This window comes from Enterococcus sp. DIV2402, from assembly GCF_017426705.2.
GTDB lineage: Bacteria > Bacillota > Bacilli > Lactobacillales > Enterococcaceae > Enterococcus_F > Enterococcus_F lowellii.
Map to the genome: position 1 here is coordinate 1,011,728 of NZ_CP147251.1, position 13,709 is coordinate 1,025,436.

10 protein-coding genes are annotated in these 13,709 nt (G+C 35.8%); 5 read left to right on the top strand and 5 right to left on the bottom strand.

Annotated features, from left to right (window positions below; all coding sequences use genetic code 11):
• Positions 1 to 39 precede the first annotated feature (39 nt).
• Positions 40 to 1,092, top strand: coding sequence for a bifunctional transcriptional activator/DNA repair enzyme AdaA (locus tag DOK78_RS04960; RefSeq protein ID WP_207942379.1), 1,053 nt, complete (start codon positions 40 to 42; stop codon positions 1,090 to 1,092).
• 37 nt (positions 1,093 to 1,129) lie between these two features.
• Here DOK78_RS04960 and DOK78_RS04965 read toward each other — a convergent pair whose 3' ends face one another.
• Positions 1,130 to 1,405, bottom strand: coding sequence for an amphi-Trp domain-containing protein (locus DOK78_RS04965; protein WP_207942378.1), 276 nt, complete (start codon positions 1,403 to 1,405; stop codon positions 1,130 to 1,132).
• Positions 1,406 to 1,573: 168 nt separating this feature from the next.
• Complete coding sequence (locus DOK78_RS04970) at positions 1,574 to 3,913, bottom strand: ABC transporter ATP-binding protein/permease (protein ID WP_207942377.1); 2,340 nt, start codon at positions 3,911 to 3,913, stop codon at positions 1,574 to 1,576.
• A gap of 146 nt (positions 3,914 to 4,059) precedes the next feature.
• On the opposite strand from DOK78_RS04970, the gene DOK78_RS04975 reads away from it, so the two are divergent.
• The gene (locus DOK78_RS04975) at positions 4,060 to 4,545 is read left to right on the top strand and encodes a MarR family winged helix-turn-helix transcriptional regulator (RefSeq protein WP_207942376.1); all 486 of its coding nucleotides are present in this window, start codon (positions 4,060 to 4,062) and stop codon (positions 4,543 to 4,545) included.
• Positions 4,546 to 4,689: 144 nt separating this feature from the next.
• The gene (locus tag DOK78_RS04980) at positions 4,690 to 6,423 is read left to right on the top strand and encodes a glycoside hydrolase family 13 protein (RefSeq protein WP_207942375.1); all 1,734 of its coding nucleotides are present in this window, start codon (positions 4,690 to 4,692) and stop codon (positions 6,421 to 6,423) included.
• A gap of 85 nt (positions 6,424 to 6,508) precedes the next feature.
• On the opposite strand, the gene DOK78_RS04985 is transcribed toward DOK78_RS04980, so the two are convergent.
• From DOK78_RS04985 to DOK78_RS04995, 3 genes are all read right to left on the bottom strand, one after another.
• Complete coding sequence (locus DOK78_RS04985) at positions 6,509 to 7,381, bottom strand: sugar ABC transporter permease (RefSeq protein WP_207942374.1); 873 nt, start codon at positions 7,379 to 7,381, stop codon at positions 6,509 to 6,511.
• A 5-nt stretch (positions 7,382 to 7,386) separates the two neighbouring features.
• On the bottom strand, positions 7,387 to 8,736 hold the full coding sequence (locus DOK78_RS04990) for a carbohydrate ABC transporter permease (protein WP_207942373.1): 1,350 nt from the start codon (positions 8,734 to 8,736) through the stop codon (positions 7,387 to 7,389).
• A 73-nt stretch (positions 8,737 to 8,809) separates the two neighbouring features.
• Positions 8,810 to 10,063 carry an extracellular solute-binding protein gene (locus DOK78_RS04995; RefSeq protein ID WP_207942372.1) on the bottom strand — a complete coding sequence of 418 codons (1,254 nt, stop codon included), beginning with the start codon at positions 10,061 to 10,063 and terminating at the stop codon, positions 8,810 to 8,812.
• A gap of 297 nt (positions 10,064 to 10,360) precedes the next feature.
• On the opposite strand from DOK78_RS04995, the gene DOK78_RS05000 reads away from it, so the two are divergent.
• Together DOK78_RS05000 and DOK78_RS05005 are read left to right on the top strand one after the other, a co-directional pair.
• The gene (locus DOK78_RS05000; RefSeq protein ID WP_207942371.1) at positions 10,361 to 12,127 is read left to right on the top strand and encodes a glycoside hydrolase family 13 protein; all 1,767 of its coding nucleotides are present in this window, start codon (positions 10,361 to 10,363) and stop codon (positions 12,125 to 12,127) included.
• 438 nt (positions 12,128 to 12,565) lie between these two features.
• A complete protein-coding gene (locus DOK78_RS05005; protein ID WP_207942370.1) occupies positions 12,566 to 13,618 on the top strand; it encodes an aspartate-semialdehyde dehydrogenase in 1,053 nt (350 codons plus the stop codon).
• Positions 13,619 to 13,709 lie beyond the last annotated feature (91 nt).

Sequence of the window (13,709 nt, forward strand, 5' to 3'; positions counted from 1 at the left end):
TTTCTTATAATTAAATAAAACAATAAAGGAGTCTTTGGATTGATTACAGCAATGGATACCCGAAAAGAATATTATGAAGCACTTGTGAGGAAGGATTCTACGTATGATGGTATTTTTTTCGCAGCCATTAAAACAACCGGCGTGTTTTGCCATGCGACATGTACTGCCAAAAAACCAAAGTTTGAAAACTGTGAATTTTATCTTTCAGCTGAAGAAGCGTTATTAGCTGGATATCGACCTTGTAAGCGATGCACGCCGCTCTCTTTTCCTAAATCTTTACCCGATGAAGTGAGCGAATTAGTGGCAGCCATTGAAGCAAATCCAAACAAGCACTGGCGAGAAGCTGATTTTGCGCAATTAGGGATGACATCAGCAACTGCTAGAAGAAAATTCAAACAGATTTATCATATGACCTTTGTTCAATATGCCAGAGCTCGACGTATGGGAATGGCTTTTAAAGAAATTAAGAGTGGCAGCAAAGTGATTGAGCAGCAGCTGAATTCAGGCTACCAATCGTCTAGTGGATTTAATGATGCATTTACTAAAATTATGGGGAATCCACCCAAAAAAGGTGTCGTAAAAATTTTGTACGCTTCATTTATTTCAACGCCTATTGGTCGGATGATTAGCCTTTCAGATGATTCTTATCTATATTTATTGGAATTCTTGGATCGTCGGGGATTAGAAAAAGAAATTGAAAAAATGCGGAGAAAATACAACGCGAGAATTATTCACGGAGAGACTGTCATTACGCAAAATTTAGCCAACGAATTAGCGTTGTATTTTAAAGAAGAACTTACTCATTTTACAATTCCAATTCATACTGAAGGTTCAGCATTTCAAGAAAAAGTATGGCAGCTTTTATGTGACATTCCGATTGGGGCGACAGTGAATTATAAAGACATTGCCATCCAATTAGGGGATAAAAATAAAGTTCGAGCAGTGGGCAATGCGAATGGTGCCAATCAATTAGCTATTCTCATTCCTTGTCACCGTGTCATTAATACTAATGGAGAACTAGGCGGATATGGTGGGGGTATCGCTCGTAAAAAATATCTGTTAGATTTAGAGCGAAGAATGCGTGCTGACTAAAAAACGGACAAAGCATTAACATTGTCCGAAAAAAGCTTTATTCAATTGACATTGAAGGCATTTCTTTTTGTCCTTCAGACCAGTCGAATTCTATTTCAAAAGAATGTTTATCCGCTTTTTTTGTATAGCTGTATTCAACTTTTAGCTGTTCACTTGGCGTAATAGAAATTGCTTTGGTTCCTTGAACAAATTGAAAGCTACCTTGTTCTTTTAATTTTTTAGCAATGGTTTCTAATGTCGTAGCAAAGGCAACAAGTGACTGTTTCTCTTCATGGTCAATCAATATTTCTGTCATTGGTTTTGGTTCACGCATGGCAAAAACCTCCTTGTGTATTAGTTACTTCTAGTATAACTGAATAACACTTGTCATATCCTGTATAAAAAGAAAAATACCTGAACAATCGTAGAGAAGTGCCATAAAATATGGAGCTAGCTCTCGTTTATTCAGGTATTTATATTGTCATATTACAGGAATGTTTGACTAGTCCGCACGTAAAGCGATAGCGGCATCTTTTTTAGCTGCCATGCGTGCAGGAATATGTCCACCAATCATCGTTAATACTGTGCTGATGATAATTAAAATTAATCCATGAACTGGGTTTAAGGTTGCGACATTTTCTAGTTCAGTCAAGTTGTATAAGACAGCATTGATTGGGAAAGTTGCTAGGTAAGCAATTGCTACCCCTAGTGACCCAGATGCTACTCCTAAAATAGCTGTTTCGGCGTCAAATACTCGTGTAATATCTTTTTTACGTGCTCCTAAGGCTTTTAGAACCCCAATTTCTTTGGTACGTTCTAGCACAGAAGTATAAGTGATAATACCAATCATAATCATACTTGTTACAAGTGAAATACCCGCAAAAGCAATTAAAACGTAGGTAATAGCGTCCATTAAGCCACCAGTTAATTGTGTCATCGTTCCAGCTAAATCACTGTAAATGATTGTATCTTCTTTACTTTTACCTTTGTTATACGCATCTAAATAATCTAATACTTGATCTTTTGATTTAAAGTCATTTGGATATAACATAATGCTAGATGGTGTAGTACTTGCTCCAAGATAATTCAAAAAATTATCTTTAGCTGTGTCATCTAATTGCTCATTGGTCATGACATTTATATCGCTGTCTTTTTGTGCCTTAACAATCGCAGAGTCACTGTTTTTTTCAATGATTTTTTGAGCTAGCGTATCGCTGTAGGCAATACCAGGTGCTAATAGATCCATTGTTGATGAATCTTTAATTCGTAACACGCCTGAAATTGTCAATTCTTCATTGTCGCTGTTATCATAGACCGCTTCTAAATCTTGATTTGGAATAAAGTTGCCTGTGGGTAATTCAGTGTAAAATGCATCATTATACGCTAAGGTAACGTTGGTACCAATGATATCTGAAAAGGCAATTTTTTCACCATCTTTAACGTCAAACCCTAAGTTTTTCAAAGAGTTAATGTTTGTGGTGTTGTTTTTATCAATAATTAAGACTACATCATTCGCGTTTTCAGGATAACTTCCTTCAAGTAATGAGTAGTTATCTTTCAAAAAGTTCCCTTTGTCTGGATCTAATTGTTGTGGGAATGAAGAAATCCCGACACCAGTTTGGGCTGCCATCATGGACATCATCGAACCGGTTTGGCTATCAGCTGCTTCGTTAGAGAATTTCACCATTTCTGGTTTACCATCGATTTCACGTAATAAATTCATATTGACTAAACGTGTATAACCAATATTATTACTCAAATCAGGATCGATATTTTCAATGTAATCGATATATTCTTGATCGATTTTATTGGTATGTTGTGCGCGGTCGGCATCACTGATTTTGGCAGTCACTTCTTTTTCAGTAGGGAAGGTTCCTTTTGACGTACTGTTTTGGAAGTTTTCGGGATCTTGTTCAGTTGTCACTTGAGAAATAGTAATTGGAAACTGTGATAACGTCTCGGACTGTGTATTATCAATTTGTTTTTGGAAGCCCGTTGATAGCGACAAGACAATCGCGATACTGATGATACCGATACTAGATGCAAAGGAAGTTAAAAAAGTTCGTCCTTTTTTAGTACGGATATTATTGAAAGATAAACGCAAGGCTGTCGTGAACTTCATTTTTGTATGTGTTAAATGAAATTCGTCTTTCTTTTCACCTTCAATGTGTGGATGGGTATCATTTTGGATGCGACCATCAGAAAATTCAATAATACGATCAGCATATTGGTTGGCTAATTCTGGATTATGGGTCACCATAACAACTAATTTTTCTTTGGATAATTCTTGAATTAACTCCATAATTTGAACACTTGTTTCTGAATCCAACGCCCCTGTTGGTTCATCACAAAGTAAAATATCTGGATCATTGGCTAATGCGCGAGCGATTGCCACACGTTGCATTTGTCCACCAGATAATTGATTGGGTCTTTTGTTCATATGATCGCCTAAACCAACTCGACGTAACGCATCTTCGGCTTTTTCGCGACGCTCTGATTTTGAAATCCCACTCAACGTCATCCCTAATTCGACGTTATCAATAATTCCTTGATGGCTAATCAAGTTATAACTTTGGAAGATAAAGCCAATCGAGTTATTTCGGTAAGCATCCCAATCACGATCTTTGAAAGTTTTGGTTGATTTCCCATTGATGATCATATCACCAGAATCATATTTATCCAAACCACCAATGACATTTAACATTGTGGTCTTACCAGAACCACTTGGCCCTAAAATGGCAACAAATTCCTGCTTACGAAAAGCGACCGAAACGCCATCTAAGGCTTTTGTTGTGGTTGAACCAACCGTGTAATGTTTCTTAATATCTTTTAATTCTAACATTGTGACACTCTTCTCTGTTTAAATTTACCAACAACTCTAACTAAATTCATGTTTAACGGTATCATAATAGTTAACAAAAATCAACAATCATCATTTGATAAATTTTTAAAAATCATTTAAACTAAAGGAGAAATGAGGGAACAAGGATGAAGCAACCATCAGAATTAGATATTTCGGTATTTACGGATATTTTTTCTTTTATGAGTCAGTTGATTTTTCAAGATTTAGAAGTAGATTTAGCAGATTTAAAACTAACTAAAATGGAAATAATAATTGTTTTAATTGTGGCAACAAATGAAGGCATTTCTATGACAGAATTAGCCCAACAAGTGGGAACTTCTAAAGTTCAGATTAGTCGTTCCATTACTAATTTGGAAAATCGTCAAATTGTTCAACGGAAACATAATCAAACAAATCGTCGCATCGTGAATGTTTTTACCACGAAAGAGGGCAAGGCGTTATTTGCACAAAAAGAAAAGCAAGTGAAACATAAATTAGCCGAGACGTTTTCTATATTAACGCCAGAAGATTATCAAACGGTTACGAATCATTTGACAGGGGCGTTGGAAGTATTAGCGAAGTACAAACAAATGAATGTTTCAAGATGTGTGCCTACAGAGCTGTTAGAATAATAACGGCTTTCCTTTTTATCTTTTTTGCAATCGGTTGCTTTGTTTATCTTATGTTTTTTTGAAAATACATTGTTTAACTGTTAATTATAACTGCAATCGATTGCATAATAGAGATATGCTTAATGAAAATTTAGGAGGAATAACATGGAGAAACAAGCAATTTTACACAAAACTAAAAGCAATTATGCCTATGCGTATGATGCACAAACGCTTCATTTTCGTCTGAGAAGTAAACGTGATGATTTACTCTCTGTCACTCTATTAATTGATCATGAAGATGGTTGGTTACCCAATGAAAAAGGGGTCTGGATGTGGCAGAAAAAACAAGTAACCATGCGTAAAGAATTTTCAACGGAGTTATTTGATTATTGGTTTGCAGAAATACAACCACATAATTTGAAAGCTAGATATGGTTTTTTGTTAGACGATGGACAAACACAAGTCCTATTTGTAGAGCGTGGTTTCTTTTCGCCAGATGATGAATTTATTCAAAATGACATTAATAGTTATTTTTCGTTTCCGTACATCCATGAGAACGATTTGTTTGTAGCACCAGCATGGGTCAAAGAGACGGTCTGGTATCAGATTTTTCCAGAACGTTTTGCGAATGGCGATGTGACAAACGATCCGCAAAAAACACATGCTTGGTCAAGTGCATCGTCAGCGGTGTTAGGAGAATTCGAATTTTATGGAGGAGATTTGCGTGGAATCATCAATAAATTACCCTACTTGGCTGATTTAGGAATCTCGGGAATTTATCTCACGCCTATTTTTAAATCACCAACCTCTCATAAATACGATACAGAAGATTATTTTGAGATTGATCCACATTTCGGAACGAAAGAAGATTTACGAGAATTAGTAGATAAAGCACATCAATTAGGGATACGTATTATGTTAGATGCGGTCTTCAATCATATTGGCTGGACTTCTTATCAATTTAAAGATGCGCAAACCAAAGGCAAAACATCTAAGTATTACGATTGGTTCTATTTTGAAGAAGATTCTTATTTGAATTTTTCTTATCATATGCCCAAGCTAAATACTAGTCATCCAGAAGTCATTGACTATTTGATTCAAGTAGCGAGTTATTGGATCCTCGAAGCAGATATTGATGGTTGGCGCTTGGATGTCGCTAATGAGGTAGATCATCAATTTTGGAAGAAATTTAGAGCAGCAGTCAAATCCATTAAGCCAGATGTCTATATTTGTGGAGAACTGTGGCACGATAGTCAAGCATGGCTCAATGGCGATCAATTTGATGGGGTGATGAATTATCCTTTAGCTAAGCCTATCCAAGAATGGCTTGCGACTGAACGACTGAATGGTTATGAATTTCTTGAACAGTTTGTTCATGCGTATACTCGTTATCCTAAAAATCAAAATCTGGGTATGATGACTTTGTTAGATAGTCATGATACCCCAAGAATTATCACCAGTGCGCAAAACGATTATCGTAAAGTTGATATGTGCTTTGCTTTATTGGCAACGACGCCAGGGTCCATTTGTTTTTATTATGGAAGTGAAATTTATCTCCAAGGCGAAGACGATCCGGATAATCGTCGCTGCATGAATTGGGAAGTCACGCCAACGAGCAATATTGCTAAATTAACCCAATTACGAAAAAATTATCCAACGGTTGGTTATGCAGGCGAATATGACTTTTTAAGTGTCACAGACTATACGATTATCTTTAAGAAATGTTCCATTGACGAAACGATTTATTTTGTCTTTCATACAAAAGGGAGAGAGACAGTGGATGTACCTAAAGAAATGCAAGGACAAACATTTGTTGAGTTGATTCACTCTCAACTGATTCCTTTAAGCGAACAACTTCAACTAGACGAATATAGTTATTTGATTTTGAAGAAATCCTAAGAAAAAGGTATGTGCAGCGAATGGCACATACCTTTTTAAATCTAAAAAAATAGTAGTGAAACAATTGTCTCACTACTACAAAAGATTATTCTTTTACAGAACCAGAAGTGATTCCAGCAACATAGAAGCGTTGCATGAAGATAAATAAAATTGTAATTGGGATGGCGATTAAGACACAGCCAGCGGTAAACGCCATAAACAATGAGTTGGCTGTTGTTTTTGTCATCATTGAGAACAGCCCAATCGCTACAGTATAGTTTTCAACTTTATCACCCATAATTACTTTGGCAAAGATGAAGTCCATCCAAGGTCCCATAAATGCCATTAAAGAGGTATAAACAATCATTGGTTTAGATAAAGGCAACGTAATTTTTGTGAAGATTTGCCATTTATTCGCACCATCAATCATAGCTGATTCATCCAGAGCCATTGGAATTGTATCAAAGAATCCTTTGGCAATGTAAAATCCAAGGGCTGCACCAGCAGAATAAACTAAAATTAACGCAAATTTTGTTTGAGTTAAATCCAAAGCTTTTAAAATGTAATAAATCGCAAACATGCTCATAAATCCTGGGAACATGTTCAATACTAACGCGATTTTCAAAATTGGTTTACGCATTCTAAAACGTAAACGAGAAAGCGCATAAGCCATTGCGATGGTAATAAAAGTGGATAAAATACAACTAATTGTTGCCACAAACAACGTGTTTAAGAACCAACGGACAAATGGGAAACTACCTGTTGTATTACTTAATAAGATTTTATAGTTATCTAATGTGAACGATTTAGGGATGATATACGGAACAAACGCGCCACCTTCTGCACGAAAACTCGATAATATAATCCAAACAATCGGGAACATCCAGACAATAGACATGACGATTAATAAGATATAACTTCCAGTTAAGGAAATTCGTTGACTTGATTTATAGCTTTTATTTTTCTTTTTTGCTTCCATAGTCGTTAGCCCTCCTTAAATGAATTTGTTCGAGTATAGGCAATTAAACTAAATACTGCAGAGAGGATAAAGATTAAGATACCGATAACTGAAGCCAAGTTGTAGTCCATCGTATTCAAGGTTAAGTTATATAACCAAGTTACCAGTAAATCGGTTGATCCTGCTCCATAAAAATCAGAATTTGTTGGTCCACCGCCTGTTAATAGGAAAATAACATTAAAGTTATTGATATTTCCAATAAACTGTTGAATTAGAGCAGGGGTCATAACGAACAAAATTTGTGGGAACGTAATGTTTCTAAAAATTTGGAAGGCATTTGCACCATCAATGCGCGCTGCTTCAATTTGATCTTCCGGTAGATTTTGAATAATCCCTGTAGAAACTAACATTGTTGCTGGTAAGCCAATCCACATGTTTACAAAGATAACAGAAATTTTCGCCCATAATGGGTCAGTTAAAAAAGGAATCGCTGTATCAATTAATCCCCAACTCATCAATGTTGCATTAATCGGGCCAGCACCGTTTAATAAGTTACGCATAATTAACAATGAAACGAATTGTGGTACAGCTAAGGTAATCACAAAAATTGTTCGCCAAAGCCCTTTAAATTTAATGCCTTTTCGATTGATTAATAATGCTAATAAGACACCAAAGAAGAAACAAGTAGCTGTTGCAATGACTGCCCAAATTAATGTCCAACTAAGAACAGGGAAGAAGGTTGCTGCCATTTTTCCATTTAAAACATTGGCAAAGTTTGAAAAACCAACCCATGTGAATAGATTCTTCGGTGGTAGATGGTTATGATCGTAGTTTGTAAATGCGATAGAAATCATATAAATTAACGGTAAAATAGTAAAGAATAAAACACCTAATAATGGAATGGTCATCAAAGTTGCATGGAAACGTTCATTTAACAAACTAGACAAATCTTCCATTGTTGTAGGTGCTTTTTGACCTGCTTGTTTTAATTCATAAAGATGACGTGCACTTTTTAGATTTACGATATAAAGAACAATCATTAAAATACAAAGTAAAAGAGCTGCAATACCGAAAAGTAAAATGAGCATCGAGTTGTCGCCTTCTTGAAGCACAGGAATTCCTAACTTCTTATCCATGACTAACCCTTGTTCTTGTGTTCCTAATGTTGATAGCATACTTAATGCTGTTAATCCGTTGCGAATTAACCAAAAAAGAAAAGCAACTTGTGTCCCTAGGAAAATCAATCCTTTAAGCCATTGTTTATTGGCAAAGTTTGCAGATCCCATAATAACAAATGACAATTTTGTCATTGCATCGCCTTTTTTGAATAACTCACGAAAGGTTGTTTTCTGTACATATTTTTTTCTTGTAAACATAGCCTTCCACTCTCTTTCATTATTTTACAAAGGAAGGCGAAAGAAGGGCTCTTTCGCCTTAAATGTTCGGTTGTTATTCTGCTGGAGTACCTACATCATTGATTAGTTTGTCTAATTTTGATTGATAATCAGCTGGTTTGATTTTTCCTTTGTAAGTATCATTGATTACAGCATCCATTGCTGGCCAGAATGATACGATTTCAGGAATTTTAGGCATTACAACGGTGTGTGTTGGTTGAGTCATTTCAACTACAGCAGTAGAGACAGCATCCGCTTTGACAGTGTCACTTTCTTGAGCTGCTTTGTTTGAAGGAACGATTCCGTTACTTTCAAAGACAGTAAGTTGTGAGCTTTCATTACTGATATAGTCAGCTAACGCCATTGCTGCTAAAGGAGCTTCTGTTTGTTGGTTTACAGCAAATAGTTTTACACCCATGAAGGCTTTTTGTTGTACTGGACCATTACCAAAGTCAACAGTTGGGTAAGCAGCTACTGCCATATCATCGCCAATGGCTTTGATAACGTCATTTTTAGACCAAGGACCAGATAAGAAGGCATCAATTTTACCAGATTGTAAGCTTGCTAAAGTTTCAGCGTTTGATTGAACAACACCAGGATTATTTTTTTGATCAGCAATCCATTGCATAACTTGAATACCAGGTTCTGTATTAAAGTCTGTTCCTTTTGAATCTTCACCATTTTCACCGTATAAGTGTAAACCGTTACTCATAAATAATGGAGCGAAGACATAATTGGCACCAGCTTCTCCAAAGTTTGCGCCTAATTTACCTTTAGATGTTAGGCTTTCCCAAGTTTTCACATCATCTTCAGATAATTTTGATTTATTGTAGTAAAGGAATTGTGATTCAACACCATAAGGATAGCCGTAAAGTTCACCTTTCCAAGAAGCACCTTCAATGGCTGATTCAACGTTATTCTCTTTGACATCATCTGCGTATTTAGTGTTTGGATAAATTAAACCAGCTTCAGCCATTTGTCCTAATTGATCGTGTGGCATCATAAATACGTCGGCTGCTGCTTTAGGATCTTTGGATACATCTTTTTGAGCATCAGTAGAAGTACCTTCTGTCAATTCAACTTTTACATCTGGATATTCTTTCTCAAAATCAGCAATGATTTCTTTATATGCAGGAAGGAAGTCACGGTCTACCCAAAGTTTTACATTTCCTTCAACTTTAGGTTCTTCATTTGATGAAGCGTTTGCATCCTCTTGTGTATCAGAGTTACCTCCACCGCAAGCTGCTAATAATACCGCGCTACCTAACATTAAGCCAGTTGTCACATATTTTTTCCAATTTGTCTTCATTTTGTTGTCCTCCATAAATAATATTTCTTCTACACATGTGATTATGCAACCGTTTGCTGAAATAGTCAAGCTTTAAGTTGCAAAAAAATAAAAAAAGTATAAATAGCTGATAACTCTAGTGTTTATAGGATTACGAAAAAATGAGAAAATTCAGAAACTTTCTAATAATTAAAAGGAAAGAAACAGCAATTGTTCAGTTTGAAAAATTAAATGCAACCGATTGCTGTAAAATCGTTGCAACCGTTTTTCTTATGTGTCATAATAATAGTGAAAAATTGAAAAGGAGAAATGAATTTTATGAATACAGCAGCTATTTATCATCGCCCAGAAAGTGAATTTGCTTATCTATATGATGAAAAAACAATGCACGTCCGTTTAAGAACCGCTAGAGGAGATGTTCGCGAGGTTTCTTTATTACATGGAGATCCGTACTTATTGAATAAGGAAAAATGGCATAAAAAACCATTACGTATGACGTTGTTAATGTCGACGGATTTATATGATTATTGGTTTGTTGAGGTGACGGCACCTTATAAACGTTTGTCTTATGCATTCTCATTAGTAGGTGTAGATGGCTTGCCAGTCTTTTATGGCGACCATGGGGTTTATCCATTAACAGATAAATTTTTAGAAATGCCCAATAATTATTTCAGAATGCCATTTTATCAAGAAATTGACCGCTTTAAAGCACCAGAATGGGTGAAAGAAACGGTCTGGTATCAAATTTTCCCAGAACGTTTTGCAAATGGAGATAAGAGTAATGATCCAGAAGAGACATTACCGTGGGGGTCTAAAGATCCTAGCTACAAAGATTTCTTTGGCGGCGATTTACAAGGTGTAATTGATCATTTGGATTATTTAGAAGACTTAGGTATTAATGGTTTGTATTTCTGTCCGATTTTTGAAGCGTATTCAAATCATAAATATGATACAATTGATTATTTAAAAATTGACCCAGCATTTGGCGATGCAGAGACATTTAAAAATTTGGTAGAAGAATGTCATAAACGTGGTATTAAAATTATGTTGGATGCAGTGTTCAATCATATGGGAGATACGTCGCCTCAATGGCAAGACGTCTTGAAAAATGGCGAAGAATCTAAGTATGCTGATTGGTTCCATGTAAATGAATTTCCAGCAAGTTATAAAGAAGGATCATTCTTTGAAGAAGCAACAGATATTACGTATGATGTGTTTGCTTTTACGCCCCATATGCCGAAATTAAATACAGCTAATCCAGAAGTACAAGAACATCTCTTGGCTATTGCTCGTTATTGGATTGAAGAATTTGATATTGATGCTTGGCGTTTAGATGTTGCCAATGAAGTCGATCATGCGTTTTGGAAAAAGTTCCGTCAAGTTTGTGATGAGGCCAAGGATGATTTCTATATTTTAGGTGAAATTTGGCATTCTTCTCAAAGCTGGTTGCAAGGCGATGAATTTCATGCTGTGATGAATTATGCTTTTACAGATGCCATTATGGGATATTTTGTTAAAAACGAATTAAGCATGAGTAAAATGGTTTCTGAAATGAACAATCAATTGATGTTGTATCGCGATCAAACCAATCAAATACAATTTAATGTTTTAGACTCACATGACACACCACGTCTGTTAACTGAAACAAAAGAAGATAAAGAGTTAATGAAACAAGTTTTAGCCTTTACCTATATTCAACCTGGTGTTCCTTGCCTGTATTATGGTGATGAAGTAGGGATGACTGGGGGAATGGATCCGGATTGTCGTAAATGTATGATTTGGGAGGAAAAAGAACAAGATTTGAATTTACATCAATTTACCAAAGAGCTAATTAGCGTACGTAAAACAAATCAAAAAATTCTTTCAGAAGGAACCATTCATTGGAAACAAGTGTCGGAAGATTCAGGGGTCATTGTTTTTGAACGAAAATTAGATGGCGTGATTCTAACAGGAATTTTCAACACAGGAACGAAAGAAGTTCGCGCTGAAAAAGCTGGTGATATTCTTTTAAGTAATTTAGTGGAAGCATCTGACACAACTGTGGAAGTTGCTCCAAGAGGTTTTGCATTATTTATCCAAGAATAAAAAAGACAAAGGAAACAAGGCGAAGTCGCTCTTGTTTCCTTTGTCTTTGATTATTAAATAGGAAGTTTTTCCTATACACGTTGCGAAGAATCTTCCCCAAAATTCTTCTTAACTCAATTATAGAACAAAGTTAGTGTTTTTCACAAATAAAAACATTTTGCTAGGTCCTCTTTATTGTTTCTAAGGGTAGTTTCTCTTTCGTTATTTAATGAGAAAATTCTCATATATTTGATACATTGAAAACAAGAGGTATAACGTTTCTTAAGGAAAAATACTAAAGTTATTTTCCTTGAATTATAAAGGTTTTTATAGAGAATTATCTTTTTATCAAAGGAATTTTAAATGGGAAGTACAAAAATTTTCAAACAGAACGCTAGAAATTTCTAAGAAGTATGATAAAATAATGAAAATGTTGAATTAATTAAAGGAGTGTTTTAGATGGAGTCAGGATATCGTATTGCGGTGGTAGGAGCTACTGGTGCAGTAGGAACAAAAATGATTGAAATGTTGGAGCAAACTGTGCTACCTATTAAAGAGGTAAAATTATTAGCATCTAAGCGCTCTGCGGGAAAAAAAGCTACTTTCAAAGGAGAAGAACTGGTTATTGAAGAATTAGTGCCAGAATCGTTTGAGAATGTTGACATCGCTTTGTTTAGTGCTGGCGGCGGCATTTCGAAACAATTCGCCCCAGAAGCTGTTAAACGTGGTGCAGTTGTTGTTGATAATACTAGCCATTTTCGTATGGACCCAGAAGTGCCATTAGTGGTGCCGGAAGTAAATAAAGAAGCCTTGAAAAATCATAAAGGAATTATCGCTAATCCAAACTGCTCAACAATTCAAATGATGGTTGCTTTAGAACCGATTCGCCAAAAAGCTGGTTTAGATCGCGTGATTGTGTCTACATATCAAGCAGTCTCTGGTGCTGGAGCGAGTGCTATTCGCGAATTAGAAGAACAAACACAAGCGTATTTAAATGACACACCAGTTGAAGAATTGAAAGCTGAAATTTTACCTTGTGGCGGAGATAAAAAACATTATCCATTAGCATTTAATGCCTTACCACAAATTGATGTATTTGCTGAAGAAGGATACACTTATGAAGAATGGAAAATGATTCGCGAAACGAAAAAAATCATGGAAGACGACACAATCAAAGTATCAGCAACTTGTGTACGTATCCCAGTAGCTAGCGGTCATTCAGAATCTGTTTATATTGAAACAAAAGATGAATTAACTGTCGCTGATATTCGTGCATTAATGGAAGCTGCACCAGGTGTTGTTTTAGAAGATGATCCAAGTCAACAAATCTATCCGCAAGCATTAAATAGTATTGGCAAAAAAGAAACTTTTGTCGGACGTATTCGTAAAGATGTTGACGTGGATAATGGTTTCCATTTATGGGTAGTTTCAGACAACTTGTTAAAAGGTGCTGCATGGAATTCTGTCCAAATTGCAGAAACATTGCATGAGATGGACTTAGTACGTGTATAATCAAAACGACTAAGTGGTCACGCAAAATATCCGAACTATATAACAAAACCCTGTGCAAATGCAGGAGGATGTTCTATATAGTTCGGATATT

Excerpts from the sequence above, each read along its gene's own strand:
- DOK78_RS04965 (WP_207942378.1), bottom strand. The coding sequence starts at position 1,405 with ATGCGTGAACCAAAACCAATGACAGAAATATTGATTGACCATGAAGAG.
- DOK78_RS04970 (WP_207942377.1), bottom strand. The coding sequence starts at position 3,913 with ATGTTAGAATTAAAAGATATTAAGAAACATTACACGGTTGGTTCAACC.
- DOK78_RS04975 (WP_207942376.1), top strand. The coding sequence starts at position 4,060 with ATGAAGCAACCATCAGAATTAGATATTTCGGTATTTACGGATATTTTT.
- DOK78_RS04980 (WP_207942375.1), top strand. The coding sequence starts at position 4,690 with ATGGAGAAACAAGCAATTTTACACAAAACTAAAAGCAATTATGCCTAT.
- DOK78_RS04985 (WP_207942374.1), bottom strand. The coding sequence starts at position 7,381 with ATGGAAGCAAAAAAGAAAAATAAAAGCTATAAATCAAGTCAACGAATT.
- DOK78_RS04990 (WP_207942373.1), bottom strand. The coding sequence starts at position 8,736 with ATGTTTACAAGAAAAAAATATGTACAGAAAACAACCTTTCGTGAGTTA.
- DOK78_RS04995 (WP_207942372.1), bottom strand. The coding sequence starts at position 10,063 with ATGAAGACAAATTGGAAAAAATATGTGACAACTGGCTTAATGTTAGGT.
- DOK78_RS05000 (WP_207942371.1), top strand. The coding sequence starts at position 10,361 with ATGAATACAGCAGCTATTTATCATCGCCCAGAAAGTGAATTTGCTTAT.
- DOK78_RS05005 (WP_207942370.1), top strand. The coding sequence starts at position 12,566 with ATGGAGTCAGGATATCGTATTGCGGTGGTAGGAGCTACTGGTGCAGTA.